27 protein-coding genes and 4 pseudogenes are annotated in these 26966 nt (G+C 41.2%); 6 read left to right on the plus strand and 25 right to left on the minus strand.

The window, feature by feature from the left end:
* Positions 1-2: 2 nt before the first annotated feature.
* The 9 genes and pseudogenes from AC20OE_RS00155 to AC20OE_RS00195 form a co-directional block, all read right to left on the minus strand.
* On the minus strand, positions 3-527 hold the full coding sequence (locus AC20OE_RS00155) for a type 1 glutamine amidotransferase domain-containing protein (RefSeq protein WP_024423278.1): 525 nt from the start codon (positions 525-527) through the stop codon (positions 3-5).
* A 90-nt stretch (positions 528-617) separates the two neighbouring features.
* The gene (locus AC20OE_RS00160) at positions 618-1571 is read right to left on the minus strand and encodes a methyl-accepting chemotaxis protein (RefSeq protein ID WP_371412190.1); all 954 of its coding nucleotides are present in this window, start codon (positions 1569-1571) and stop codon (positions 618-620) included.
* Positions 1563-2606 (minus strand): annotated as a pseudogene (locus AC20OE_RS00165) (HAMP domain-containing protein); the annotation flags it as partial. The gene AC20OE_RS00160 and the pseudogene AC20OE_RS00165, both read right to left, overlap by 9 nt.
* 164 nt (positions 2607-2770) lie before the next feature.
* The gene (locus AC20OE_RS00170) at positions 2771-3718 is read right to left on the minus strand and encodes a methyl-accepting chemotaxis protein (protein WP_369880186.1); all 948 of its coding nucleotides are present in this window, start codon (positions 3716-3718) and stop codon (positions 2771-2773) included.
* A pseudogene (locus tag AC20OE_RS00175) lies at positions 3710-4747 on the minus strand (HAMP domain-containing protein); the annotation flags it as partial. The pseudogene AC20OE_RS00175 and the gene AC20OE_RS00170, both read right to left, overlap by 9 nt.
* A gap of 172 nt (positions 4748-4919) precedes the next feature.
* Positions 4920-5870, minus strand: coding sequence for a methyl-accepting chemotaxis protein (locus AC20OE_RS00180; protein ID WP_369880188.1), 951 nt, complete (start codon positions 5868-5870; stop codon positions 4920-4922).
* Positions 5865-6911 (minus strand): annotated as a pseudogene (locus AC20OE_RS00185) (HAMP domain-containing protein); the annotation flags it as partial. The pseudogene AC20OE_RS00185 and the gene AC20OE_RS00180, both read right to left, overlap by 6 nt.
* Before the next feature lie 125 nt (positions 6912-7036).
* The gene (locus AC20OE_RS00190) at positions 7037-7987 is read right to left on the minus strand and encodes a methyl-accepting chemotaxis protein (protein ID WP_369880190.1); all 951 of its coding nucleotides are present in this window, start codon (positions 7985-7987) and stop codon (positions 7037-7039) included.
* Positions 7979-9085, minus strand: a pseudogene (locus AC20OE_RS00195) (cache domain-containing protein); the annotation flags it as partial. The gene AC20OE_RS00190 and the pseudogene AC20OE_RS00195, both read right to left, overlap by 9 nt.
* A 99-nt stretch (positions 9086-9184) precedes the next feature.
* On the opposite strand from AC20OE_RS00195, the gene AC20OE_RS00200 reads away from it, so the two are divergent.
* Complete coding sequence (locus AC20OE_RS00200; RefSeq protein ID WP_039181052.1) at positions 9185-9925, plus strand: protein-glutamine gamma-glutamyltransferase; 741 nt, start codon at positions 9185-9187, stop codon at positions 9923-9925.
* 21 nt (positions 9926-9946) lie between these two features.
* Here AC20OE_RS00200 and AC20OE_RS00205 read toward each other — a convergent pair whose 3' ends face one another.
* The 6 genes from AC20OE_RS00205 to AC20OE_RS00230 all read right to left on the minus strand — a co-directional run bounded on the left by AC20OE_RS00205 (position 9947) and on the right by AC20OE_RS00230 (position 14104).
* Positions 9947-10195 (minus strand): hypothetical protein, encoded by a 249-nt coding sequence (locus tag AC20OE_RS00205; RefSeq protein WP_058838062.1) that lies wholly within the window; start codon positions 10193-10195, stop codon positions 9947-9949.
* A 24-nt stretch (positions 10196-10219) separates the two neighbouring features.
* Positions 10220-11251 carry an NAD(P)H-dependent flavin oxidoreductase gene (locus AC20OE_RS00210; RefSeq protein WP_461198511.1) on the minus strand — a complete coding sequence of 344 codons (1032 nt, stop codon included), beginning with the start codon at positions 11249-11251 and terminating at the stop codon, positions 10220-10222.
* Positions 11252-11267: 16 nt separating this feature from the next.
* Complete coding sequence (locus AC20OE_RS00215; protein WP_058838064.1) at positions 11268-11669, minus strand: secondary thiamine-phosphate synthase enzyme YjbQ; 402 nt, start codon at positions 11667-11669, stop codon at positions 11268-11270.
* Positions 11670-11782: 113 nt separating this feature from the next.
* Complete coding sequence (locus AC20OE_RS00220; RefSeq protein ID WP_024423287.1) at positions 11783-13075, minus strand: hemolysin family protein; 1293 nt, start codon at positions 13073-13075, stop codon at positions 11783-11785.
* 48 nt (positions 13076-13123) lie between these two features.
* On the minus strand, positions 13124-13798 hold the full coding sequence (locus tag AC20OE_RS00225) for a zinc metallopeptidase (protein ID WP_024423288.1): 675 nt from the start codon (positions 13796-13798) through the stop codon (positions 13124-13126).
* A gap of 81 nt (positions 13799-13879) precedes the next feature.
* Positions 13880-14104: a YuzI family membrane protein gene (locus AC20OE_RS00230; protein ID WP_058838065.1), complete on the minus strand. Its 225-nt coding sequence runs from the start codon at positions 14102-14104 to the stop codon at positions 13880-13882.
* Between the two features lie 126 nt (positions 14105-14230).
* On the opposite strand from AC20OE_RS00230, the gene AC20OE_RS00235 reads away from it, so the two are divergent.
* Positions 14231-15217, plus strand: coding sequence for a potassium channel family protein (locus AC20OE_RS00235; RefSeq protein ID WP_058838066.1), 987 nt, complete (start codon positions 14231-14233; stop codon positions 15215-15217).
* On the opposite strand, the gene AC20OE_RS00240 is transcribed toward AC20OE_RS00235, so the two are convergent.
* The 5 genes from AC20OE_RS00240 to AC20OE_RS00260 all read right to left on the minus strand — a co-directional run bounded on the left by AC20OE_RS00240 (position 15214) and on the right by AC20OE_RS00260 (position 20113).
* Positions 15214-15615: a YugN-like family protein gene (locus AC20OE_RS00240; RefSeq protein WP_024423291.1), complete on the minus strand. Its 402-nt coding sequence runs from the start codon at positions 15613-15615 to the stop codon at positions 15214-15216. The genes AC20OE_RS00235 and AC20OE_RS00240 overlap by 4 nt on opposite strands.
* A gap of 43 nt (positions 15616-15658) precedes the next feature.
* A complete protein-coding gene (locus AC20OE_RS00245) occupies positions 15659-15862 on the minus strand; it encodes a spore germination protein (protein WP_231746875.1) in 204 nt (67 codons plus the stop codon).
* Positions 15863-16174: 312 nt separating this feature from the next.
* Positions 16175-17530, minus strand: a complete 1356-nt coding sequence (locus AC20OE_RS00250) for a glucose-6-phosphate isomerase (RefSeq protein WP_024423293.1) — start codon at positions 17528-17530, stop codon at positions 16175-16177.
* 126 nt (positions 17531-17656) lie between these two features.
* The gene (locus AC20OE_RS00255) at positions 17657-18829 is read right to left on the minus strand and encodes an iron-containing alcohol dehydrogenase (RefSeq protein ID WP_058838068.1); all 1173 of its coding nucleotides are present in this window, start codon (positions 18827-18829) and stop codon (positions 17657-17659) included.
* A 120-nt stretch (positions 18830-18949) separates the two neighbouring features.
* The gene (locus AC20OE_RS00260; RefSeq protein ID WP_251181220.1) at positions 18950-20113 is read right to left on the minus strand and encodes an iron-containing alcohol dehydrogenase; all 1164 of its coding nucleotides are present in this window, start codon (positions 20111-20113) and stop codon (positions 18950-18952) included.
* 144 nt (positions 20114-20257) lie between these two features.
* On the opposite strand from AC20OE_RS00260, the gene AC20OE_RS00265 reads away from it, so the two are divergent.
* Positions 20258-20494 (plus strand): DUF378 domain-containing protein, encoded by a 237-nt coding sequence (locus tag AC20OE_RS00265; protein ID WP_003212952.1) that lies wholly within the window; start codon positions 20258-20260, stop codon positions 20492-20494.
* Positions 20495-20551: 57 nt separating this feature from the next.
* Here the strand turns inward: AC20OE_RS00265 and yugI are convergent, their stop codons facing one another.
* The 3 genes from yugI to AC20OE_RS00280 form a co-directional block, all read right to left on the minus strand.
* The gene (yugI, locus tag AC20OE_RS00270; RefSeq protein ID WP_008345795.1) at positions 20552-20944 is read right to left on the minus strand and encodes a S1 domain-containing post-transcriptional regulator GSP13; all 393 of its coding nucleotides are present in this window, start codon (positions 20942-20944) and stop codon (positions 20552-20554) included.
* Positions 20945-21142: 198 nt separating this feature from the next.
* Positions 21143-22336: an aminotransferase gene (locus AC20OE_RS00275; protein WP_064498106.1), complete on the minus strand. Its 1194-nt coding sequence runs from the start codon at positions 22334-22336 to the stop codon at positions 21143-21145.
* Positions 22337-22837: an Lrp/AsnC family transcriptional regulator gene (locus AC20OE_RS00280; protein ID WP_003213765.1), complete on the minus strand. Its 501-nt coding sequence runs from the start codon at positions 22835-22837 to the stop codon at positions 22337-22339. It lies immediately after the preceding gene.
* Between the two features lie 175 nt (positions 22838-23012).
* On the opposite strand from AC20OE_RS00280, the gene AC20OE_RS00285 reads away from it, so the two are divergent.
* The gene (locus AC20OE_RS00285) at positions 23013-23837 is read left to right on the plus strand and encodes an alpha/beta fold hydrolase (RefSeq protein WP_487267975.1); all 825 of its coding nucleotides are present in this window, start codon (positions 23013-23015) and stop codon (positions 23835-23837) included.
* Here AC20OE_RS00285 and AC20OE_RS00290 read toward each other — a convergent pair.
* Positions 23834-24094 (minus strand): DUF1871 family protein, encoded by a 261-nt coding sequence (locus tag AC20OE_RS00290; protein ID WP_111292493.1) that lies wholly within the window; start codon positions 24092-24094, stop codon positions 23834-23836. The two genes, AC20OE_RS00285 and AC20OE_RS00290, sit on opposite strands and share 4 nt — an antisense overlap.
* 83 nt (positions 24095-24177) lie before the next feature.
* Here AC20OE_RS00290 and AC20OE_RS00295 point away from each other — a divergent pair, with 83 nt between their 5' ends.
* Positions 24178-25353 carry a MalY/PatB family protein gene (locus AC20OE_RS00295; RefSeq protein ID WP_330545487.1) on the plus strand — a complete coding sequence of 392 codons (1176 nt, stop codon included), beginning with the start codon at positions 24178-24180 and terminating at the stop codon, positions 25351-25353.
* Between the two features lie 133 nt (positions 25354-25486).
* Positions 25487-26779, plus strand: a complete 1293-nt coding sequence (locus AC20OE_RS00300; protein ID WP_268502509.1) for a sensor histidine kinase — start codon at positions 25487-25489, stop codon at positions 26777-26779.
* Here the strand turns inward: AC20OE_RS00300 and AC20OE_RS00305 are convergent, their stop codons facing one another.
* Positions 26780-26956 carry a hypothetical protein gene (locus AC20OE_RS00305; protein WP_251181223.1) on the minus strand — a complete coding sequence of 59 codons (177 nt, stop codon included), beginning with the start codon at positions 26954-26956 and terminating at the stop codon, positions 26780-26782.
* Positions 26957-26966: the final 10 nt, after the last annotated feature.

Consider the following 26966-nt stretch of genomic DNA (forward strand, 5'->3'; position numbering starts at 1 on the left):
GCTTATTTTGCCGCTAACACATCCGCAAATGCTTTTACATACGGCGGAAGGTCCGGCGGACGTCTGCTGGAGATGAGGTGGCCATCTGTGACGACCGCCTCATCAAACCAGTCCGCACCGGCATTTGTCATATCATCTTTAATACCAGGTGTACTTGTCACTTGTCTGCCTTTCAGGATTCCTGCTGAAATCAGCACCCAGCCGGCATGGCAAATCTGCCCGATTGGTTTTGCCTTCGCATCAAATGTACGGACGATGTCTAATACTTCTGGATAGCGGCGCAGTTTATCAGGCGCCCATCCGCCAGGGACAAGCACAGCATCATAATCATCAGCTTGAATGGAATAAAAATCTGCATCAGATACTGCCGGCACACCATACTTCCCGATGTACTCATGATTTGCTTTTTCACCTACAAGATGGACAGTCGCCCCTTCTTCTCTTAAACGCAGAACTGGATACCACAGCTCTAAATCTTCAAAATCATCACTGACAAACGCAATGACCTTCTTATCTGATAAACGCATTCTATCTCTCCTCTTCTTTCGATTTCCTCTATTGTACGAGATGTCCTCTTAAAAAGAAAAGCGGTTCCCCTCGAGGAGAACCACTTGACCTTATTCGCTGATCTTGAATTTTTTAATTAAATCGCGTAATTCTTCCGCCATTTGGGAAAGAGTCGTGGATGAAGAACTAATCTCCTCCATCGAAGCAAGCTGTTCTTCTGCTGAAGCTGCGATATCTTGGATGCTTGCTGAACTCTCTCTTGATACATCTGCAATTTCATTCACTGCTTTAGAAATTTGCTCAGAACCTTTCGACAGCTCGCGCACTGTTGTATTCATTTCATTCATTCTTGCTGCAATTTCCGCTGTTTGCTCATTTATTTGTGAGAAGCTTTCTTTCGTTTGATCTGTAATAGTAAGACCGTTCTTTACTTCTTCATTCACTGCTTTGAACATATTTTGAGATGTTTCAATTTCAGAGACGATTTCATTCACAAGCTTTTCAATCTCTTTTGCTGAATCTGATGATTGAACCGCTAGTTTACGCACTTCTTCCGCAACAACAGAGAAGCCTCTGCCTGACTCGCCTGCGCGTGCTGCTTCAATAGCGGCATTTAGTGCAAGTAAATTCGTTTGATCCGCTATGCCGTTAATCACGCCTAGGATGTTTGTGATATCTTTTGATTTATGCTCTAGTCCGTTAATCACGCCTTCAGCTTCTTTCACTGAATGGTCAATCGTCTTCATTTGGCCGACAGTTTGCTCCACAAGCTGGCCGCCTGTTTCTGCGACAGTTTTTGATTGAACAGATGAAGCTGTGATGACATCAGACGTTTCGGCAACTTCGTTCAGTCCTTCATTCATTTGTTTTAAATGAACTGCGCTTTGCTCCACCATTTCGCTTTGATTTTCATTGCCGTTTGAGAATGTTTCAATAGACGATGTAATATGTTCGGTTGCTTTTGTTGTTTGACCTGCACTTGCCGTCAGTTCTTCAGATGATGAAGCGACATTCTCAACAGATGTTTGTACAGCTTGAATGACATCTCTTAGAGACTCACTCATTTCATTAAAGCTTGTGCCAAGCTGTCCAATTTCATCTTTTGAGCGGACATCAATTTTTTCTGTCAAATCTCCCTGACTGATCTTCTTCGAAGAAGAGACAAGAGTGGAAAGTGGTTTTGTAATGGAACGGATGATAAAGAAGATCAGAATCCCGCCAATGATAAGCGCGCCGGCTAAAATGATGGCGGCCATATTAAAAACTGGCTGTGCAGCTTCTTCTACTTCACTGACAAACATCGTCCCGACAATCTTCCAGCCAGTCGCCTTGTTTGTCGTGAACTCCATTTGCTTTTCTTTCCCTTCAAACATATAACTCATAGATCCGTTATCTTGTGAGTACATTTTTTCTAACCATTCACCAGATAATTTCGTTCCTGCTTTTTTCTTTGGATGTGCCACATATGTGCGATCCGGACTTCCAATAAAGGCATAGCCTTGTTTCCCAATGTTAATGCTATTGGACTCTTTTACTAGATTCGCAATGTCTAGGTTCATCGCGATGACGCCTGATCCATCCTCTAGTTTTTTAGAAATCGTCACCACCAGCGTACCGGTTGATGCCGTTGCATATGGAGCTGATATAGACAGCTCGCCGTTTTTCGCCCAGCCGTCTTTATACCAATCCCGCTCAGTTGCGACATAATCGGCAGGCATTTTTTGATTAGGATATCTTGAAAACACTTTGCCGTCACTTGAAGCGACAAAAATACCTTCTGTATCATCATTCATACTCATGAACTGCTCAAAGCGTCCTTGAATATCGGTCGTGCCTTTTTGCTTGAGCTTTTTCTCCGTGATCCATTTGCTAAAGAAATCGGCTGCGTCTGTTTTCACTTTTACAACCTTGGTAATATTTTTATCTAGCTGCTCTACATTTTCCTTTGCGCTTTGCATAATTTGATCATTTAAGGAGGTGCTTGCCGTATGATATGAAGAGAATGCCAATACGATGATTGGGCATAAAAGAATAAATAAGAAAGAGAATACGAGCTTTTTTGATATAGATGGCTTTCTGAAATACTGTATGAATTTCATAAAAAAGAAAACTCCTTTTAGTAAGATAGTATATATATCGGAAGTACTACTAGGTTCTTTACTTTTTTAACTTATTAAAGTCTAAATAAGTCCAAATTACCCAATTTATATGCATTGAATGGAAAAACACCTGACGTTTTGGCGTCAGGTGTTTCGCTACTCTCTTACATTTTAAATTGTTTAATGAGCTCTCTTAGTTCTTCTGCCATCTGAGATAAAGTGGCAGAGGAAGAACTGATCTCTTCCATAGATGCAAGCTGCTCTTCTGCTGAAGCTGCGATATCTTGGAAGCCTGCTGAGCTTTCTCTTGAGAGCTCTTTGATTTGATTCACCGCATGAGAAATATCATTTGAGCCATGTGATAGCTCTTTGGCTGATCCGTTCATTTGTTTCATTTGTTCTGTCATTTCTGATGTTTTATCAGTGATTTTCTCAAAGCTCACTTTTGTTTCATCTGTAATGTTTAATCCTGACTGTACTTCCCCTGCTACTTGTTTAAACATTTTCTGCGATTTTTCTATTTCCTCCACAATTTCGTTCGTCAGACTTTCAATTTCTTTTGAAGAGCTTCCTGACTGCTCTGCCAGCTTGCGGACTTCTTCTGCGACAACAGAGAAGCCTCTGCCAGCTTCACCTGCTCGTGCAGCTTCGATCGCAGCATTTAAAGCAAGGAGATTCGTTTGATCCGCAATACCGTTGATGACCCCCAGAATATTTGTAATATCCTTTGATTTCTGCTCTAAACCTGCAATGACAAGCTCTGCTTCTTTTACTGCCTGCTCAATGGTTTGCATTTGACCTGCTGTTTTTTGAACGAGTTCTCCTCCAGCCTGAGCGGTTTTGCTCGATTCGATCGACGATTCCATCATATGAGAGGTCGTGTCGACCATATGCGATAGGCTGCGATCCATTTCGTTTAACTGAACTGAGCTTTTTTCGATCATATCATTTTGATGTTCAGTGCTGTTTGAGAACTGTTCAATAGAGGATGTGATATGCTCGGTCGCTTGAGCTGTCTGTCCTGCACTTGCCGTTAATTCTTCAGACGAAGCAGCCACATTTTCAATCGAATTTTGAACAGCTTGAATGACTTGTTTCAGCTTTGCTGACATGTCGTTAAAGCTTTGCGCAAGTTTACCTATTTCATCGTGCGTACGAACTTCAATATGCTGGGTCAAATCACCTTGACTGATTTTCTCAGCCGATTCAGAGAGCTCTATCAGTGGCTTTCGAATCGATTTAATAATAAAATAAACCGCGATTCCGCCAATGACAATCGCAGCCGCAAGGATGATCATTGTTAAGTCGAGCACTGGCTGAGCGGCTTTTTTTACTTCATTCACATACATCGTTCCAGCAAGCTTCCAGCCTGTTGCTTCATTTGTGTCAAAAAACATTTGCTTCGGCTGGCCATTGTATTCATATTCAAAGCTGCCTTGTTTTTTATCATACAATTTCGAGATAAAGTCACCAGTCAGCTTTGTCCCAGCCTTATCGGTTTTATGGGCAACATAACGCTGATCTGAGGTGGCGATAAACGCATAGCCTTCTTGGCCAATTTTGATGCTGTTTGTATCTTTTATAACCGTATTTAATCGTACATTTACCCCGATCACACCAGATCCATCTGCTAATTGTTCTGATATTGTGATGAGCAGGTCATCAGATGACTTACTTGTAAAAGGATCTGAAATAATGAGTTTCTTATCTCCCATCGATTGCTGAAACCATGGTTCATTTTTTGCGCTCTTTGCATTATCTTTGTGTATCTCGGAATATTCAGTTAGTTTACCATTTTGATCTGCAACAAATACTTCTACTACATCGTCATCTGTTTCCGATAATTGCTCTAATTTCACTTTGAGTAAATCTTTGTTTTTAGCAGCCAATTCACTCTTTTTGACCGATTTGGATAAGTATGAAACAATGTCAATTTTAGGCTGTATATCTTTATTAATGAGTTCATTTAATTGTTGAACACCATTTGCAGCGCTAGACATAATCTCATCATTGAGAGACTTTGATGCCACTTCATAAGAAAATGCGGCCAATACGAGAATTGGCACTAGGAGAATCGCTAAAAATGCAGTAATTAATTTCTTCGACATCGTAAAGTGCTTAAAAAAGTTGATTTTTTTCATAACTCTACTCCTTTTGATTTATGATTTGTGGTCTTTCTCTTCTATTCTTAGGTAATATGAATTATTTTTCAAGGAATAATGTTCAAAAAAACCAAAAAATAAGTACAATTACCTATTTCTTTTTATTCAATAAATAAAAAGAGCCTCTAGTTGGAGGCTCTTTTCTTCATGTCTATTCAACTTTAAACTTGCTAATTAAATCGCGTAATTCTTCTGCCATCGAAGAGAGTGTGGCAGAGGATGAGCTGATTTCTTCCATTGATGCCAGTTGTTCTTCTGCTGAAGCAGCAATGTCTTGAATATTTGCTGAGCTTTCACGTGATACGTCTGCGATCTCACGAACAGCCTCTGACACATGTGCAGAGCCTTTTGAAAGCTGGACAACGGTTTGATTCATTGTTTGAAGCTGGTTAGAAATTTCTTTTGTCATGTCGAAAATATTGTGGAAGCTTACTTTCGTTTGTTCAGTGAAGCTTAGGCCTGATTGAACTTCTCGATTCACCGCAGTGAATACTTCCTGGGATACGTCGATGTCTTGCACGATTTCATTGATCAAATTCTCAATTTCTTTTGCCGAGTTAGCAGATTGAACCGCAAGTTTTCTTACTTCTTCTGCTACAACGGAGAATCCTCTGCCAGATTCACCAGCTCTTGCTGCCTCAATTGCTGCATTTAGTGCAAGTAAATTCGTTTGATCGGCAATTCCATTGATGACACCGAGAATTTGGGTAATGTTTTTAGATTTATTTTCAAGCGCCCTGATGACGTTCTCTGCTTTTTTCACGGACTGATCAATAACATTCATTTGAGAGGCCGTTTTTTCAACAAGCTGTCCGCCTTCTCCTGCGATATCTGTTGATTTGATCGATGAAGCCGTAATAGACTCAGCTGATTCATTCATATTTTGAAGACCACGGTTCATTTCCTCTAACTCGACTGAGCTCAATTCGACTTTATCATTTTGGCTTTCATTTCCGCTGGAGAATTGTTCAATGGCTAGTGTAATATGCTCAGTTGCTTTACTTGTCTGTCCTGCACTGGCAGTCAGTTCTTCTGATGAAGATGCGACATTTTCGACTGAAGTTTGAACGGCTCCAATGAGGGATCTCAATGAATCAATCATCGTATTAAAGCCTTTACCAACTTGTCCAATTTCGTCATCTGACTGGATCTGAAGCTTATCGCGCAAATCACCATCGCTGACTTTTTTCGAGAAACGGGCAAGATTGGATAATCTTTTTGAAATAGAGCGGACGATAAAGAAAATAAGGGTTCCTGCTACAATGAGTGTGACACTGAATACGATAATGGCAGTATTGAAAACGGGCTTTGCCGCTTCTTCTACTTCAGATACGAGCATCGTTCCACCAATTTTCCAGCCGGTTAATTCATTGGTGACATATGCAACCTTTTTATCTGTTCCTTTGAGGGTATAGCTGCCGCTTCCTTCTTTGTTTTTATAAATAATACTGGCCAGATTTTCATTGACCTGACTTCCTGACTTTTGGGTTGGATCTGCTAAAACCGTTTGATCTTTCTCCATCATGAAAGCATAGCCTTTTTGCCCAATTTTGATTTCTTTTAGTTTTTGGAGCAGGCTGTCAATTTCCATATCAAGACCAATGACACCTGAACCATCTTTCGTTTTTTGGGCAATTGTGATCACCATTTTGCCTGTGGATGCTGCTACATATGGTTTTGTGATGACTTGTTTGCCGTTTTCTGCTTTCAATGCCTCTTGATACCAAGGACGTTCTCTTGGATCGTAGCCATCCGGCATCTTTTGGACTGGGTATTGCATAAACAATCCCTTTTCAGAGCCTGCATAGATCGCAGAAACATCTTTTTCATTAATTTTTCCAAATTGCTGTAATTCTTTAATGGTTGCATTTCTATTTTTTTCTTGAAGATTAGACGCTTTGAGTGAATCTGAGAACAGTGTCACAGCATCTGATTTGTTTCCAATATTCTCATTGATTAAGGTATCAAATGCATTGACCTGACTCATCGCACTGCCCATAATCTGTTTGTCTAGCTCTGTCTTTGATGTAAAAAACGCACTAATTGTCAGTGCCACGGTTGGCAGGATAAGAACTACCAAGAAGGCAATGATTAATTTTTTTGAAATGGATGGTTTTTTGAACCATTGGATCATTTTTCCCATTTTAACTTTCCCCCTTTACTTCTCTAAAGTTAATATCGGATGAAAGGTGTATTTTTAGAGACTGGAAATGACGTTTAAAAATAAAAAAAATACCCAGACAATTCTGGATATTTTTTCATCATTATTTAATTAATTTTAAATTGACTTGTGAGCTCTTTTAGCTCCTCTGCCATGTTAGCAAGTGTTACAGAAGAAGACGTGATTTCTTCCATAGATGCTAGCTGCTCTTCTGCTGAAGCCGCAATGTCCTGAATGTTTGCTGCGCTTTCTCTTGAGACTTGGCGCATTTCCTGCATCGCTTGTGAAACAAGCTTTGAACCGCTCGATAGGTCAATGGCTGTATCGTTTAATTGTGACAGTTTTTTCGACATTCCTTCTGCCGCCTCATAAATGTGCTGGAAGCTTTCTTTAGCTTCTTCTGTCATACCGAGCCCTGCGTTTACTTCTCGATTGACTGCTTTGAACATATCTTGAGATTTAGCAATTTCTAACACAATTTCTTGGATAAGCTTCTCAATTTCTTTCGCTGAATCTGCGGATTGGACAGCTAGTTTTCGCACTTCTTCGGCAACGACGGAGAAGCCGCGTCCTGATTCACCTGCTCTTGCTGCTTCGATTGCTGCATTAAGCGCAAGTAAGTTTGTTTGATCCGCAATGCCGTTAATGACATTTAAAATACTCGTAATATCTTTAGACTTGTATTCTAATTCTTTCATGACCTGTTCTGCTTCTTGTACGGATGTATCAATATGTTTCATTTGGCTCGCTGTGCTTTCAACAATTCGCCCGCCTTGACCAGCCGCCTCTGTTGATTGAAGTGAGACAGCAGCTACTTCAGATGAGGTTTGTGACATATCTTGTAATCCTTCGTTCATTGCCACAAGCTGATTCGTACTAGATTCTACTTTCTCGTTTTGTGCTTCATTTCCATTTGAAAATTGTTCAATCGACATCGTGATATGCTCTGTTGCTTGACTCGTTTGACTGGCACTTGCCGTCAGCTCCTCTGAAGCCGAAGCCACATTGTCGACAGATTGCTGTACAGCGCGAATGACGTCACGAAGAGATTCACTCATCTTGCTGAAACTTCTTGTGAGATCTCCTATTTCATCCTTCGATTTCGTTTCGAGGGTTTCTGTTAAATCCCCTTCACTCACTTTTTCTGAGAAATCAACAAGCCTTCTCAGTCCAATTGTGATCGAGCGAACGATGAAGAAGATAGCGACACCACCAAGGATAAATGAAGAAATTAAAAGAATAATGGCAGAATTCCAAACTGGCTGTGCTGCTTCTTCTGTTTCTGATACAAACATCGTTCCAGCAATTTTCCAACCTGTTAAATCATTTGTTACAAAAACGATACGTTTTTGTTCTCCTTTATTCTCATAAGTTGATGTTCCTTCTTTGCCGCTGTAAAGGATAGATGAAATATTTTCTGTGACCTTAGATCCTGATTTTTCTTCTGGATGGGCTACAATTTGTTTATTTTTATTTGCAATAATTGGATATCCTTCTCGTCCAATTTTAATATCTTTTATTTTATCTACAATGTCTTGCACATCAATGTCAATTCCGATCGCTCCCGACCCGTCCTTCAGGCGCTGGGCAATCGTGACTACCATGCCGTTTGTTGTAGCAGAAATGTATGGATTGGTGACAACTGGCTCTCCTTTTTCATTCTGCATTGCTTGCTGATACCAATCGCGTGTTGTTGGATCATAGCCTTTTGGCATGTCTACTTTAGGAAACTGAATGAAATCACGATTTTTACTTGCTGCATAAAAACCAACCACATCTTCTTCATTGATTTTGCTGTATATCTCAAGATGCTCATACAGTTCGTCCTGATTTTTCTTTTTAAAGTCTGCAGCAGTAGATGTTTCAGTAAAAAGTTTCACCGCATTTTCCTTATTCGAAAGCTTTTGCTCGATCATGTCATTCAGTTCATTGACTCTTGCATTTGCTCCGTACATGATTTCATGATCTAGTTCTTCTTTGGCAATCTGATATGAAATCGTACTGAGTGTAATAATGGGCAAGACGAGAACAAGTGTGAATGAAATAATCAATCTTTTAGAAATCGATGGTTTTTTCAACCATTTTATGACACTTTTCATGTTTTTCCTCCTTTTAAACGTTATTTTATATATCGGACGGCTTGATATTATTTTCATGTTTTTCAAATAAAAAGGATGACTTTTTGTTTATTTTCACAAATTGATTCCTTGCCCAAGCACCCTGCATACGCTAATACTAAAGGGGGCGCTTTTCATATGATTATCCTTTCAGGACAGCCAGTGACTAATGAGCAGCTGGCATCGTTTCAGCTAGAAGGACAAAAGCGGATCATTTTGATGCAGTTACAGGCCTCGAATGGTACGTTCCGCTATAGGCAAGCATCTGATTTGTTATTTGAGGTCACTTTAAGATCGAACATTATGAATGCTGCAAGAGATTTAAATAAAAGCGGTGCCTCATTTGCCATCTTTCAAAGATCGCGTGCAAATGATGCGTTTTGGCGTGTATCGGAAGCAGGAGCACTAGAGCTGCGCTATCAAGTGGAGCCATCTAGAGGCATTAAAGACATTTTTGAAAATGGTTCAAAATATGCATTTGAATGCGCAACGGCGATTGTCATTGTGTTTTATATGGGGGTCTTGCAAACAGTAGGCGAGGAGAAGTTTAACCGAAGACTTCGCAGTTTAACACTGTATGACTGGCACTATGATACATTGTCAATTTATACAGAGCGCGGAAATGATTTTATCTATGGAGATTGTTTATATTTCGAAAATCCAGAGTTTAGCTATCAGCAGTCGCAATGGCGCGGGGAAAATGTGATTTACTTAGGAGAAGATCAATATTACGGTCATGGGCTTGGAATTTTAACAGCGGCAGAAATTATCGACAAACTGAATAAGCGAAGACGGCCAGGTGCAGTTCAATCCGCTTATTTATTACCTCAGACTACTCGGATGGATGTGATTTATCTCAGGCAAATGTTTGGCAGCTAAAAAAAGCCTCTTGTCTATTGGTTATGACAAGGGGCTTTTGTATGCCTTGCGTTTACGATAATTTTGGAGTGTGCCAAGCATCGTGTTCGCAAGGATCTCCATTTCTTCTAAATCTTTTCTTGTGACCGGTGGATCGTGCCTGCTCCACTTCACATATCGAACAAAATAGTAATGACGAATGGGCGTAAGGACGGCAGGAGAATGAGGAAAATCATCAAACCAAAATTCAATCTGACCTTTTTTTCGGTAGGAATGTTTTAAGATGTCCATCCTGTCACACCACCCGTCATGATTTTATCTCTTCGTCAGTTCGTGCATGATGTCTTCAACGGTTAAAATCGAGTGAATACGTCCAACGCCCTGTCCTGCCCACAGAGCCATTTGTTCAGGTTTACCGCCGGCAGCGGCTGCTTTTCGCATCGGTGTTGTCCATACATGCTGAACTGGATAAGGAAGAACCCTATCTTCATGCAGGCTTTCATCCTCCATCCACTGATTCACAATACCTCTCGCTCTTTTCCCAGAAAAAAGCCTTGTCACCCTTGTTTCACTGCCTTCTGCCTGTAAAATGGCCTTCTTGTATACCTCTGCCGCAGCACTTTCCTGGCTGGCTAAAAACCTTGTGCCGATTTGAACCGCATCTGCTCCAAGCGCCAGCACTGCTTTCACACCTGCTCGGTCCGTGATGCCTCCGGCGGCAATCAATGGCACGCGGCAGAGCGGTTTGACATCAGAGATCAAACTGATCAGTCCCATCAGTGCGTCTCCTTTTGCACGTAAAAATGTGCCGCGATGCCCCCCTGCTTCACTTCCTTGCAGAACAATGGCATCCATTCCTTTTTCCTCTAAAAGAAGTGCTTCCTCTTTTGTTGTGGCCGTTCCGATTAAAAAGGTTCCCTTTTGTTTTAAGCGGTGAATCGTTTGTTCTTTTGGACAGGCGAATGTAAAGGAAACAATCGGAACGTCTTCTTCCAGAAGAATGTTGATTTTTTGTTCAAAATCATCCCACAATTCTTCTTCGTTTGGCATCCTATCTGCTGACGGGCGTGCAGGCAGTCTCTTTTCCCAAAATGCCACATCCTCTTTTTTCACTTCTGGAATTGGCTCTGGTACAAACACATTGACCTGAAACAGGCGAGATGTCAGTTGTTTGACTTCCCTAATCTGCTGTCTTAAATGGTCAGGCTGCACATATCCACTTGCCAGGCTTCCAAGCCCTCCGTATTCCGAAACAGCGGCTGCCAGCTGCGGTGTCACAGCTCCTCCTGCCATTGGCGCTTGGATGATTCCATGTTCAATCTGCAGTAACTTTTTGATATCCCCCATTTACTTCCCCCATTTCTTACTCGTTTGACGACACTTGTACATAAAAATGACGATGTCTCGGCCCGTCAAACTCACAGAAATAGATTCCCTGCCACGTGCCAAGTACAAGATCTCCATCATGAATGAGAACATGCTGAGACGCCCCCATATAACTCGCTTTCATATGTGCTGCCGTATTTCCTTCCATATGGCGGTCCTTTGGATGTTCCCACGGGAAGACTTCATCAAGCCGGCGAAGCATATCCCGTTTCACATCTGGATCCGCATTTTCATTAATGGTGATCCCTGCTGTCGTATGTGGACAATAGACGATGACAGTTCCGTTTTGTATGCCTGTTTCCCTGACATATTGGAGAACCTCGTGTGTGACGTCGATCATGCCATCGCGTCTGTCTGTTTGTACATTGATTTTTTTCATATGAGCTGCCCCTTTTTGACGTTTTCTATAAATTCATACCCTTTTTATGTGAAACAAATCTTCTTACCTAAAGTTTACCAAGCAAAAAAACCTCGTCAAGCAGTACGAGGTTTTTAAGAAAAGTGAACCTTTTTGACTTCAATGGTTCGAATATGGTGGTCTTCAGCATCAATGATCGTAAATTCACAGCCTTCTGCTTCAATCGTATCTCCAATGTCAAAATCAAATTTATGCGTCATCATCCAGCCTGCAATTGTATCAACATCATCATTCTCAATGGCTAAATCCAATAAATCATTTACTTCGTCAATTAACGCTTTCCCATCCATCACATAATGGAAATCACCTTTTTTCACGATGTGAGGTGTTTCATCCTGATCATATTCATCTCGAATCTCTCCGACAATTTCCTCTAATATGTCCTCTACTGTGACAAGTCCCGCTGTACCTCCGTATTCGTCTACGAGCACTGACATATGGATTCGTTCCTTTTGCATCAAAATGAGCAATTCTTGAACAGGGGTGCTTTCAATGACCCGGATCACCGGACGCATTAAGTCTTCAATAGATACATCTTGATTTAGGAAACTCGCTTTAAATACATCTTTGCTATTGATAACTCCAATCACATGATCTTTGTCTTCTTTAATAACAGGGTAGCGTGTGTACCTTTCGTTCAGCATATAATGGGTCACATCTTCTAAGGTCTGTTCAATCTCTATAGCTGAAATTTCTGTACGCGGGATCATGATCTCTCTCGCCACTCGGTTATCAAATTCAAAGATTTTATTCACATATTTGTACTCAGATTGGTTAATCTCACCCTTCTCATAGCTTTCAGATAAAATGAGTCGCAATTCTTCCTCACTAATCGCCACCTCATGTTCTTTGACAGAATGATAACCAAATAATTTCACGATGCTTCGTGCAGCTCCATTTAATGCTTTAATAAACGGGTACATGACTTTATAGAAAAAGATGAGTGGTTTTGCTGTCACAAGGCTGACGGCCTCTGCCTTTTGAATGGCAATTGTTTTAGGCGCGAGTTCTCCAACAACAACATGTAAAAACGTAATGATCACAAATGCGATGATAAACGAAAGGATGTCAGTTAATGCGGAATGAAGCCCGATTTTTTCAAAAAGCGGATGCAGAAAATGCTCCACCGTCGGCTCACCCAGCCACCCTAAGCCTAAAGCTGTGATGGTAATTCCTAGTTGGCAGGCGGACAAATATTCGTCTAGATTTGATATCAGCTTTTGAACATGGATGGCCCTTTTATCACCGCTTTCAATCAGCTGGTTGATTTTAGAGCCTCTAATTTTCACAATCGCAAATTCAGTGACAACAAAAAATGCTGTCGCAGCAATGAGTAATATGACTAAAAATACGTTTAAAATGTACAAAAAAACCCTTACCTAACACTGGTAAGGGCTCACCTCCTCTGGCATCAATTAATCATTACGGCCATTTAGGAAGATCATTACAAAACGGAGCAATTCAAACAGGGAGACAAGGGCTGCTGCTACATACGTAAGAGCTGCAGCATTTAACACCTTGTTCACGCCTCTTTCTTCACTGCTTCTAATGATTCCTTCTGAAACAATGATATCTTTTGCACGAGAACTTGCATTAAACTCGACAGGCAATGTCACAAGCTGAAAGAATACAGCTGCTGAGAACAAAATGATCCCAAGCCCGATTAAGTTAAGGCTGCTGAGCAAAATTCCACCAAGGAAAAGAAGCGGAGCAACACCAGATGCAAAGTTCACGACAGGAAAGATTTTATGTCTCAAAACAAGCGCACCATAGGATTCCTGATGCTGCAAGGCATGTCCAACCTCGTGTGATGCGACTGAAATGGCCGAAATGGAGTGGCCGTAGTACACAGGTTCAGATAAACGAACCACACGCTGCGTCGGGTCGTAATGATCAGTCAAAGTTCCTCTTACCGGTTCAACGGGCACATCGTATAACCCGTTGCGATCTAAAATATATCGAGCGGTTTCAGCGCCTGTTTTCATACTGGATGCTTCCACCTTTGAATACTTTTCAAAATTATTCTTCACTTTAAATTGTGCCCAAAATGATAATCCCAATGCGGCAAATGTTAAAAAATAAAAAAACAGCATGCTCATCAGCTTCCTTTTTATTTTATATATTTATTTACAATTTTAATGACTTTTATGTACCATGTACAGCAAAAAGCACTAGGTCTTTTTCAGGGGAATGACCGCACCAATGAAAAAGAAGAACACACCTAAGCAAGCTGTATAAAAGGTCACTGTACCATAAAGTTCTTGAAAAAAATGCAGCCATGAAAAATCATTCATAAAATGATTCACAGCATTTAAATCAAACACGAGTAAGATGACAGCTGATGATAAAAAGTGCACACCAATAAAAAGAAGTACGGTCTTTTGAACGAACGACATTCGAATTCCCTCCTTCTTCTCCCTTATTTTAAGATATGGGTTCTATTTCAATACATGACGAAGATGAAAAAATCTTTCCTCAATCGGGCATACTGACATTAGCATTCTCCTGAAAGGAAGAGTCCGATGAAATCAAACCGTATCTTTATCGCTTGGCTAAGGTGGCCGCTTTATCTTCGAATTGCTATTATCATTTGTTTCTTGCTTCTTTTTTTTGGACAATTAATCGTTTTACTTGAACCGAAGCAGTATCATACGATCTTTGATGGGATCTGGTGGGCGCTCATTACAGTCTCTACGGTTGGCTACGGTGATTTTGTTCCGCAAACCATGCCAGGGCAGGTGGCGGGTATGGCACTCATTTTTATCGGAGCCAGCTTTGTCACCGCTTATTTCGCCACACTTGCCGCCGCTGTGTTCAGCAAGCAGCACCATTATGTTGAGGGCAAGGTAGCCTTTAAGGGGGAAGGACACCTGATTATCGTCGGCTGGAATGAGAAGACGAACAAACTGCTTCAGTCGTTTCAAACGATTGATCCAGCCATGCCGATTGTGCTGATTGATGACTCCTTGAAAGAGGGGCCTCTTTTGGAAAATGTTCATTTTATTAAAGGACATGGGACCGAAGACGGCACACTCCGGAAAGCCAATATTACCGGTGCAGATACACTGATGATTACCGCAGATCAGCATGAAAATGAAGTGACAGCCGATATGCAGAGTGTCTTAACCTTACTTGCTGCAAAAGGCTTAAACCCTTCGCTATATTGTTTAATTGAAATTTTAACAGATCGTTACGTGAAAAATGCCGAGCGTGCTGGCGCCAACCAAGTCATTCATACCTCTGATGCTGTCAATCATTTAATGGTTGAACATTTTCTAATAAAGGAACAGCTTACGGCGATTAAGAAAAAACGACATATGACGTTGCATAAACACGTCACGATCATACCTGTACCAGCTTCATTAGCCGGAGAAACATTCTTAACAGCGCTCCATCACTTTTTAGAGCATCATGTGATCATCGTTGGCGTACAAAAAAAAGAAGGACCCATGATGAATCCTCCCTTTGGCTATGAGCTTCATCCAGAGGATGAACTGATCAGCCTTTAAAGCAGTGCGTCTTCTAATTCCTTGACGAGTGAAAAGCCAATCTCAGCATAAGCCTTTGATACATCTCCATCTTTCTCTTTTGGTTCTTGGAATTGGTTAAAGGATGCGCCCACATTTCCAACCATCGCATGATCATCTAACTTGTCTTGATATACATGCTTTAAGAGAAATGGATGTCCCATTTTCACCACAACCCCTGGCTGATCCAGCTGGCCTTTCTCGGCTGTAAAAGGAACTCTGAGAAAGGTATAGCCATCACGGTTATCAATTTTATAATCAAAATACCCGTGATCATAATCCCAGTTCCCATTAATGACATAACCGAGCGGCTTCATCGTTTCTTCTAAATGGTAAAGTGAAAAGCTTTCACCAGGCAGCCTGGATGGTACATGAATCATACGAAACCCTCCTTTTTTATTAGGGTTCGTTAAAGAGAGGAATTCATACATTTCCTCTCGCGATTTGTACATTGTTTGTAAACGCGGCATCAAATAAGCTTTGATTGGTTGATTGATTCGTCTCGTTATCGCTGCCGGAACCTGCTGTTTCCTTCGTAGTACTCTTAGAACAAATGCGTCCGACATTGCCAAAGTTCACGATTGCCTGGCCAGAAATATCATGAATATAGACATGATTCGTCCTCATTTTTCACCCTCCTCCATTTATTATTCTATGTACAGAACATAGGAAAGCTTGCACAGGAACCTGAAGAAAACAAAAAAGGCACACCTTTATGTAAAGGTGTGCTCAGCGTGTAGACAAACCCTTGCATTCTGTGTCAGTCCTGCGCTCCGGTGCTCACGAATGTCAAATTCGCTCCGCTCCGGTGCTCGTCCTTCCTAGACTTCAAAGGTTTTCTATCACGCTGAAAAGAAGACAAAGGGCTAAAATCAAGATCATTTTAGCCCTTTGTCAACAATCTGGGCACACCTTTATGAAAAGGTGTGCTTTTTCGCCTTATGATTGTTTTAAACGGCTTTCAAGCTCTGCTTTTTTCTCTTCGAAGCCCGGTTTGCCTAGTAAAGCAAACATATTCACTTTATAAGCTTCTACTCCAGGCTGATCGAATGGATTGACGCCTAGTAAATATCCAGACATCGCACATGCTTTCTCAAAGAAGTACACAAGGTATCCGAATGTATAAGCATCCATCTCAGGAATTGTCACGATAAGGTTCGGTACTTTTCCATCTGTATGGGCAAGCATCGTTCCTTCAAATGCTTTTTTATTGACGAAATCAACCGTTTTTCCTGCTAGATAGTTCAAGCCATCAAGGTCTTGTTCTTCTGCTTCAATTACAAGCTCATGTCGAGGCTTGTCTACATTGACGATTGTTTCAAACAAGTCTCTTCTTCCTTCTTGAACATATTGGCCAAGTGAATGAAGATCTGTTGAGAAGTTAGCAGATGAAGGATAGATTCCTTTTTCATCTTTCCCTTCACTTTCACCGAATAATTGCTTCCACCATTCTGCGAAATATTGGAGGCCTGGCTCATAGTTAATCAGCATTTCAATCGTTCTGCCTTTATTGTAAAGGACATTGCGGACGACAGCATATTGGTAAGCCGCATTTTCAGAAAGCTCAGATGAAGCGAAGTCTTCGCTTGCTTTTGCCGCACCTTCCATCATCTGATCAATGTCCGCTCCGCTCACAGCGATTGGTAAAAGACCGACTGCTGTTAATACAGAATAGCGTCCACCTACATCATCAGGGATGATAAATGATTCATAGCCTTCTTCAGTTGCTAATGTTTTCAGTGCACCGCGTGCCTTGTCAGTTGTCGCATAAATACGTTTTTTCGCTTCTTCAGCACCGTATTTTTCAATAAGGAGCTTTTTAAAGATGCGGAACGCAATGGCTGGCTCTGTTGTTGTACCAGATTTTGAAATCACATTAATGGAGAAATCTGCATCTTCCAATAGATCCATCACATCTGTTAAATAAGAAGAACTGATGTTGTTTCCAATAAAAATGATTTGTGGTGTCTTGCGCTTGCCTTTTGGCAAAGTGTTATAGAAAGAATGGTTCAAAAACTCAATTGCCGCACGTGCACCTAGATATGACCCGCCGATTCCGACAACAAGCAGGACGTCAGAGTCAGACTTAATTTTATCTGCACTTTTTTTAATGCGGGCAAATTCTTCGCGGTCATATTGCTTCGGCAAGTCCACCCAGCCTAAATAGTCACTGCCTGCACCCGTTTGTTCATGAATATTATGATGGGCCACCTTCACAAAATCTTTTAAATATGTAAGCTCATGTTCTTGAAAGAAAGGTAACGCTTTCGAGTAGTCAAATTGAATATGTGTCATCGCTTGTAAGCCCTCCATTACGTTAGTTCTGTCCCTTTCACTTTAGCGGAACTAGCTTTTGAAATCAAGTGATCGTCACTGGCATAGCAAAAAGCCACTTCTCATTCGGAGAAGCGGCACTCTGAATTATAAAGAAGCTTTCAAAATCGATAGAATGTCATCACGGTTTAGTTTCATAAAGTTTCCAAAACCACCATATTCCATTTCTTTTGCTGCAATGTCAGCAATTTTGTCCAGCTGATCCTCACCAATGTCATAATCAGCTAAACGGCTTGGTGCACCAAGGCTTGTCCAGAACGCTGACAGTTTGTCGATTCCTTCTAATGCGATGTCACGATCTGACTTTCCTTCTGTTTCGATGTCAAACATGTTCAACATAAGGTTTTTAAAGCGTTCGACATTATGATCGAGTGTGTGGCGCATCCAGTTTGGGAAGAGGATAGCAAGCCCGCCTGCATGCGGAATGTCATAGACAGCAGACACAGCATGCTCAATCGTATGGGACGCCCAGTCGCCAAAGTAACCCATTTGCAGCGTGCCGTTTAAAGCAATCGTTCCTGCATAAAGAATGGTTTCACGATGCTCATAATTTTGTAAGTCCTCCAGCAGTTTTGGTGCTGTTTCGATGACCGTTTGAAGAACAGCAAAACACATCCGATCTTGTAGAGGCGTGTTTTTCACATTATGGAAGTATTGCTCAAAAACGTGGCTCATCATATCAACCATACCATACACTGTCTGGTTTTCTGGCACAGAATACGTATGCTCAGGATCTAGAATCGAAAAAGCAGGGTGAGTGACAGAGCTGCCCCACACATATTTTTCATTCGTTTCCCAGTTTGTGATGACAGAGTCCGGGTTCATTTCTGAACCAGTTGCTGCAAGTGTCAGTACTGTGCCAAACGGCAAAGCTTTTTGAGCGGTTGTTTTCTTTGAAATAATATCCCACACATTACCGTCATACTCTGCTCCGGCTGCAATTGCTTTTGTACAGTCGATCACACTCCCGCCGCCAACGGCTAATAAGAAATCAATGTTCTCTTTTTGGCAGATATCGATTCCCTTTTTCACTGTTGTGAGTCGCGGGTTTGGTTCAACGCCAGACAGCTCAAACACTTCAGCATCTGCTTCATTTAACGCACGGATGACATTGTCATAAAGACCATTTTTCTTAATGCTGCCGCCGCCATATACAAGTAACACTCGTTTTCCATAACGAGCGAGTTCGCTTTTGAGTCCTTCTAGTTGTCCTTTTCCAAACATCAATTTTGTTGGATTGTAGTAAATAAAATTCTCCATCTGTTGAAACATCTCCTTACAACGAATATATCCAAAAACATGAAAGACTACTGTAACATATGTACACGATGAACTCAAAAAAAGATAACTGCCCGCAAGCAGCTATCTTTTGTTGTTCAATTATAAAGAAGCGTTCAGAATGGCTAAAACATCTTCTTTGTTTAGCTTTTTAAATTGACCAAATTCACCGCGTGCCATTGCACGGTCTGCAATTAAATCAATTTTCTCATCGTTGATATCATAATCCGCTAAACGGCTTGGCGCACCAAGACTTGTCCAGAAAGCTGACAGCTTGTCGATTCCTTCTAAGCCGACTTCTTCATCTGTTTTGCCCGCAGGATCTACATCAAATACACGCACCGCTAATTGTTTAAAACGGCCTGGGTTTTCTTGAATGACATGTTTCATCCAGTTCGGGAACAAGATTGCAAGTCCGCCTGCATGAGGAATATCATAGACAGCAGATACTGCATGCTCAATGTTATGAGATGCCCAGTCACCACGTGCCCCCATTGAAAGCATTCCATTAAGCGCAATTGTACCAGTGAATAAAATGGTTTCACGCAGCTCGTAGTTCTCTAGATCGTCGATCAACTTCGGTGCCGTTTCAATGACAGTGCGAAGAAGTCCTTCACACATACGATCTTGATAAGGTGTATTTTCTGTGTGATGGAAATATTGTTCGAACACATGTGACATCATGTCAACCATGCCATAAATCGTATGGTTTTTAGGCACAGTGAATGTGTTGACTGGATCCAGAATAGAGAATTTCGGGAAAACTGCTGGACTTCCCCAGCCATACTTCTCATTTGTTTCCCAGTTTGTGATAACTGATCCAGAGTTCATTTCAGAGCCTGTTGCGGCAAGTGTCAACACAGTACCGAACGGAATAGCTTCCATTGGGACGTGCTTACGTGTCACGATATCCCAAGCATCTCCATCGTACTTCGCACCAGCAGCGATTGCTTTTGTCGCATCAATGACACTGCCGCCGCCAACTGCCAAAATAAAATCAATATCGTTCTCTTTGCAAAGCTCGACCCCTTTTCTTACTGTCGTTAAGCGCGGGTTTGGCTCTACGCCAGCAAGTTCAGTGATGGCAGCTCCTGATTCTTTTAGGATGCTGACAACTTGGTCATAAAGGCCGTTTCGTTTAATACTGCCTCCACCATATACAAGTAATACGTTTTTTCCGTAGTGTTTGAGTTCATCTGAAAGGGCTGATACTTCTCCCTTTCCAAAAATTAATTTCGTTGGGTTCCAATAAGTAAATCGATCCATGTGATCTCCTCCTCGCGCTACATTATGCGCCTCATTCATTCCAAAAGTAAAGTAATTTGCTTTCATCCATTTTCTTACGCATAGTTTGGCTAAAAATCTGCAAAATATAAATGTATTGATGCTGTAGCGAAAGGAGGAATCACGATGAGTGCTATTCAGCGTATTGCCCTCGTGCTCACGATTATCGGTGCTATTAACTGGGGACTAATCGGCTTTTTTCAATTTGACTTAGTAGCAGCGATCTTTGGCGGACAAGGTTCTGCATTATCACGTATTATTTATGGTCTTGTTGGAATTGCAGGTCTTGTCAACCTTGGTCTGTTGTTCAAGCCAAGCGAAGAAGCTGTTCGCCGTGACGAGCCGAATCCAGAGGTTCGTTAAATAAAAAGGCTGCCTACATGAGGCAGCCTAAGGCACCGTTTGAAGCGGTGCTTTTTATTATTTCTTAATAAGGTCTTTACGGTTTGATTGCTCAATCCACTCTTCAAGTTTATCTTTAAGCGTATTGAAACCTTGTGGTGCAGCAGCTTCTTCTTTCACTTGCTGTGGTCTTTGTTTCTTTGGTTTGCTTTCTTTTCTTTCAGGTGCTTCTTGTGTCGCACGGATAGAAAGGCTGATTTTACCTGCATTTTCATCAACAGAAAGAACTTTTACTTGTACTTCGTCACCAATTGAAAGGTGCTCGTTGATGTCTTTTACAAAGCCATGTGTTACTTCAGAAATATGCACAAGTCCTTGAGTTTCTTCATCTAATGCAACAAACGCACCATACGCTTGTAATCCTGTTACTTTACCAGTGTAAACACTGCCTACTTCAAACTTTGTCGCCATGATAACAACTCCTAAATAAATGTTTTAATATTCGTTTATACGCAATTAAAAACTATATCACAGAACGGGCAGTTACGCAAAATATTTTTTAAATGGGTTTAGATTAGATTAAAAGGGGGAATACCTGAAAACAAGAATGCTTTCTAGTATTCCCCCCTAATTTGTGAGGCATGAGTCCATTTGGATTGATGCCTTTTTTTATTTTAAGATGGCTGATGCTTCTTCCTTCACTTGTCGAGCCTGCAAAAAGCGCTGAATTCTTGAAAGTGATTCCTGAAGATGATCAAGTGACGAAGCATATGAACAGCGAATATGACCTTCACCACTCGGTCCGAATACATTCCCAGGAACAACAGCGACTTTTTCACTTAGGAGCAGCTCCTCAGCAAATTGTTCTGATGTCATGCCTGTGCTTTTAATCGATGGGAACGCGTAAAATGCTCCGTTGGGCTGGTGGCATGTGAGGCCTAGTTCATTCAGGGAGCCGACAAACAAATTACGGCGTCTTCTATAGCTTTTCTTCATTTTCTCTACATCTTCAAGCCCATTTTTTAATGCTTCTTCTGCCGCATATTGTGCCATCGCCGGCGCGCACATCATAGAATATTGATGTATTTTCAGCATGGCATCGCGCAGTACAGGTGGTGCTGCCACATATCCTAAGCGCCAGCCTGTCATAGCAAACCCTTTAGAAAAGCCTGAAATCAAGATCGTTCTTTCTTTCATATCCTGAATAGCCGCCACGCTTGTAAAAGCTTCATCGTATGTCAGCTCTGCATAAATCTCATCCGTAATAATGAGCAGATCATTCTCTTTCGCAAATTGAGCAATATCTTCAAGCTCTTCCTTTGAATAAACAGATCCCGTTGGATTTGATGGCGAGCAAAGCAAAATGGCTTTTGTCTTCGGCGTCAGCTTTGTGCGAAGATCAGCAGAATCCGCTTTGAAATCTTTTTCAGCGGATGTACTTAAATAGACAGGCACTCCGCCTGCAAGTGTCGTAAGCGCCCCGTATGCTACGAAACAAGGCTCTGGAATGATCACTTCATCCCCGCTGTTTAATATCGCACGAAAGGCCAAATCAAGTGCCTGGCTTCCACCAACTGTGATAATGAGTTCTTCTTCTGGACTGTAGTCAATGTGAAACCGCTTATATAAATAGTGGCTCAGTTCTTTTCGCAAAGAGATTAAACCTGCATTCGCCGTATAGGAGGTCAGTCCTTGTTCTAATGACATAATACTTGCTTCTCTGACATTCCAAGCTGTCACAAAATCCGGCTCACCGACACCAAGGGAGATAACCCCTTCCATTGTGGCAGCCAAATCAAAGAATTTCCGAATACCTGACGGCTGAATGCTTTGTACCGTTTCAGATAAATAAGACTTTTTCATTTAAGGAGACACCACGATTCTTTTGTCATCGTCTCCTGTTTCAAACACTTTCCCATCATGTTTATATCTTTTCAAAATAAAGTGGGTAGTTGTTGAAACAACGGAATCAAGTGTCGATAATTTTTCAGATACGAAGCGGGCAATATCAGACATTGATCTTCCGCGGATCACAACGGAAAGATCGTAAACACCTGACATGAGATAGACAGACTCCACTTCCTGAAACCGATAAATCCGTTCAGCAATTTCGTCAAATCCGACGCCTCTTTTTGGTGTCACTTTTACATCAATCATTGCTGTAACGCCTTCATGGCCATCCACTTTTCGCCAGTCAATCATGGTTGAATAATCAATAATGACTTTTTGATCTTCAAGTTTTTGAATGATGGCTTCGGCTTCTTCTGTTGTCACGCCTGCCATTTTTGCAATTGTATTTAAATCGGCGCGGCTGTTTTCATCTAAAATCTCTAATATTTCAGTTTCTTTTTCTGTTAGTTTCATTTGATTTCACACCTCAGATTATAAAAGCTAGTTTTAAAAAATCTTCTGAACATTATAGCACGTTTTTCCCATTATGCTAAGCAGGGAAAAGATTCTAATGATAGCTTAAAATCCACTTTTTAGGGTACAATACAGTCACCTAACAGAGAGAGTATCAAGTATCGGAGTGAAGAATGTGGACATTGTTCAGCCAGCTTATATGAAAAGTACATTCGGTTTAGATATCTATTACGAGCACTATCCAAATGAGGGCAAGAAGACATTGATCTTAATTCACGGTCTCTTCTCTTCTACCTTCAGCTATCGAAAACTCATTCCGCTTCTAAAGCAGGACTTCAATTTAATTGCGATAGATCTGCCGCCATTTGGACAGTCCGAGAAGTCGAATACGTTTATTTACAGCTATCGCAACATGGGAAAAATTATTATTGAGCTAGCTGGTTATTTACAGATTCAGCATGCGATTCTAGTAGGCCATTCAATGGGAGGACAGATTGCCTTATACGCTGCTACTGAGCGGCCGGACCTATTTGAAAAGGCGGTTCTTTTGTGCAGCTCTGGATATTTGAATAAGTCAAAAAGATCACTCGTTTACAGCACATATATTCCTTATTTTTATCTGTATCTAAAAAGAAAGCTTTTAAAGCAGGGCATTATGAAAAATTTAACTGCCGTTGTGCATGATCACTCCATCATTGATCAAGAGATGGTCGACGGATATTTAAAACCATTTACAGATGATCAAATCTTTCGGGGGATCTTTCGTTTGATTCGGCACCGGGAAGGAGATTTAACCTCGGACGTTTTAAAGAAAATGGAAACACCCGTGCTGCTCATTTGGGGCGAGGAAGATCGAATCGTTCCCATTCAAATAGGCGAAAGACTGCACAAAGATCTGCCGAATTCGACCTTACATGCATTAAAAAAAACCGGGCACCTCATTCCTGAGGAAAATCCGGTCTTTGTGTCTGATCAAATCGGACATTTCAGCCTGTCTTAGCGTGAACAGGAGTTGCTGTCTCGCAAGACAAAAAGCTGATTTGCAGTGTGCTGACAGCTCTCTATCGGAAGAAGCTGTTCAAATGAGTGATGGTAGATGGCTTGAATCTCTTTTGCTAAAGATAACGGGTCTTCTGCGTCGTATAATGCACTGATGACGTCAGCAGGCTCCGTTTCATAAAAATCCTCTCCATAATGAAAAGGGTCCCATGCCTTAATGAATTGAATCATCTCTTCTACAGCTTGACTATCTTTCATCGGTATCACCGCTTATAATAAATTTTGTGATGTTTATTTTAGCACAACCAAGAATGGTTGAAAAACAGCTAGAGGTGGGTTTCATGAATTTCGACGAACAGATCATACGTAAAGGTTCAAAATCAGTGAAATGGGATCAAGCAGAGTCTTTGTTCCTGACAACGGATGCCCTCCCGATGTGGGTGGCCGATATGGATTTTAAAGCGCCGCAGGTCGTCCTTGATGCATTGAAAGAGCGATTAGACCATGGTGTATTTGGCTATGCATTTCAAGATCAGGATACGCAGCAAGCAGTAGCTGGATGGCTCAAAAGAAGACACGGATGGACCATTCAGACAGAAGCGGTCACTTTTACACCAGGAATTGTAACGGCCCTTAGTTTTGCAGTTCAAGCCTTTACAGCACCGCATGACGAAGTAGTTATACAGTCACCAGTGTATACACCTTTTTATCAAATGATTGAGCGAAATGGACGTACAGTCTCAACCAATCCTTTAAAAATAGAAAACAACCGTTATATGATGGATTTTGATGATTTAGAGAAAAAACTGAGCAGACCACAAGCAAAGCTCATGTTCCTATGCCATCCGCATAATCCGTCTGGAAGAGCGTGGACAAAAGAGGAATTAAAGCGAGTTGGAGACCTCTGTGTGAAGCATGGAGTCACAGTCGTTTCAGATGAGATTCATTCTGATTTGATGCTTTATGGGAAGCAGCATGTTCCCTTCGCCAGCCTTTCTGACGACATTGCACATATCACGGTAACGTGTATTGCGCCGAGTAAAACCTTTAATCTAGCGGGTCTGCAGGCGTCTGCAATTATCATTTCAGATGAAGAAAAAAGAACCCTTTTCACCAATGAATTGCAAAGAAACGGACTGTCCAAACTGAATGCATTTGCGATTCCAGCGATGGAAGCAGCATACCGCCACGGGGATGAGTGGCTTGATGCCCTTGTTCTTTATCTCGAAGGCAATATGAAGATGGCGATGGACTATATCGACGAATATCTTCCAAATATGCGTTATATGAAACCAGATGCTTCTTATTTATTGTGGCTGGACATTCGGGATTATCAATTCAGTCAAGCGGAATTAAAGCGGAATCTGCTGAAAAAAGGGAAAGTGATCCTAGAGCTTGGCCACGTGTATGGACAAGAAGGAGACGGCTTTATTCGGATGAATCTCGGCTGTCCTGCTTCAACAGTCAAAGAAGGACTGAAACGTCTTCATCAAGCGTTCACGCCATCAGCTGAATAAGATCTATACGGTAGAAAGAACATCCTAACGGGTGTTCTTTTTAAAGAAAAAAACCCTCCTTTTATCATATCTACTTTGTACATGAAATGATATAATGAGAGGAATTACTATTATTTACGAGGAGAGCATTTAAATGGAAATGTTCAAGGATTTTCTGCTCCATGTATCTTTTATTCTATTTCCAATTTTTTTATATCATGCGCTATGGCTAAGCCGGACCCCTGCTCATTTCCCAAAAACGAATAAACTGCTCATCACAGTATTCGCATCCATCTCTTCAGCACTATGTATTATGTATCCAGTTGGTTCGATTTTAGATTTGCAGACTGGGCTTCAATCCATTCCCCTTGTACTTGCTATTTTATACGGAGGATACATGGCGGGGAGCGTTGCCATCTTGATAAGCATCATTGTCAAATTCGTGATGTATGGCTCTTTCTTATGGATTGGACTCATTGTTGTCCCAATTTACTTTTTCATCCCGTTCCTGTTCTACCGAAAATGGCATCAATATTCGAAGCCAAATAAGCTTTTTTACGGAGTGCTTATCGGTTTATCCAAAGGATTCTTTATTTACATTGGACTGCTTGCGGTCAGCTTACTGGAATACAGCCCAGCTTTTATTATGCAGCAAAAGCTCCTTGAGTTATTTTTCTCAACTCTTTACTACATATTCTTTCTTGTGCTCAGTATCTATTCCATTGAATTCGTTAAAGAAAATGCGGAAATGAGAACACAGCTTGTCCAGTCAGAAAAACTGACCATGGTAAGTGAACTTGCTGCAAGTGTCGCCCATGAAGTACGCAATCCGCTGACAGTTGTGAGAGGATTTATTCAATTGCTCTTTTCGAGTGATCATACAAAAGAGCCGCCTGCCAATAAAGATTATAAAAATCTTGTTCTATCCGAATTAGACCGGGCGCAGGACATTATCACGAGTTATCTTGACATCGCAAAACAAAACTATTATCAAATTGAATCACTCAATCTATCTAAATTACTTGAGGAATGTGCATCACTGATGACATCCTATGCGAATTTTAAATCGGTCACGATTCATCAATCCATTGAACCTGACTTATACATTCAAGGTGACGTAACGAAGATCAAGCAAGTCATGATTAATTTAATCAAAAATGCGATAGAAGCAGCTCCCGAACATGAAGGAAAGGTTGAACTTTTTGCTTCGAAAGAAAATCATAAAATCTGCCTTTATTTCGTTGATAACGGTGTAGGTATGACAGAAAGCCAAATGAAAAAGCTTGGCGAACCGTATTACACCTTGAAAAACAAAGGGACTGGGCTTGGGCTGACAGTGACTTTTTCAATTATTGAAAATCACCATGGTACCATTCGTTTCAAAAGCTCGCTGCAGTCTGGAACAACCGTCACCGTAAAATTTCCTGAAGATACAAGAAGAAAATGATTAATCCATTTTTTTTGTTCTTTTTTCATCTATCCGCTCCTGCTTTCTAGACGCACGCACGATGAGACGAAAACAAATAAACGCAGCAATAAAGAAAATCACCGTGGTGATTGCCGCCGGGATGTACTCCCTTTTATCTTCAGGAAAATATAGTAGAAAAAGTACGATGAATGACATCTCGCCATTC

Source organism: Bacillus sp. SRI_025 (assembly GCF_057592095.1).